Annotated in this window: 1 pseudogene; it reads left to right on the top strand. The window is 72.6% G+C overall.

The features are described from left to right. Positions 1–73: 73 nt before the first annotated feature. A pseudogene (locus tag AB0442_RS29500) lies at positions 74–332 on the top strand (hypothetical protein); the annotation flags it as partial.

The following is a 332-nucleotide window of genomic DNA, read 5'->3' as shown; positions in this document are numbered from 1 at the left end:
CCCCGTGCTCGCGGTCGCATGCACCGATGTCGACGGCACCCCCGTCGCCGTCACCGGCAGCACAGATCGCACGGTGCGCGTGTGGGACCTGCACACCGGCCAGCCCCTCGGCCACCCCCTCACCGGCCACACCGACACCGTGCTCGCGGTCGCATGCACCGATGTCGACGGCACCCCCGTCGCCGTCACCGGCAGCACAGATCGCACGGTGCGCGTGTGGGACCTGCACACCCACCAGCCCCGCAGTCGACTCCTCGCGGGCAAAGTGTTGGCGATGGCGTGCACCGATGTCGACGGCACCCCCGTCGCCGTCACCGGCCGCGAGGACCGCA

The sequence above is a fragment of the Kitasatospora sp. NPDC085895 genome (genome assembly GCF_040702125.1).
GTDB classification, from domain to species: domain Bacteria; phylum Actinomycetota; class Actinomycetes; order Streptomycetales; family Streptomycetaceae; genus Kitasatospora; species Kitasatospora arboriphila.
The sequence above is the reverse complement of the archived record's forward strand: the minus strand, read 5'-3'. Positions and strand labels throughout refer to the sequence as shown.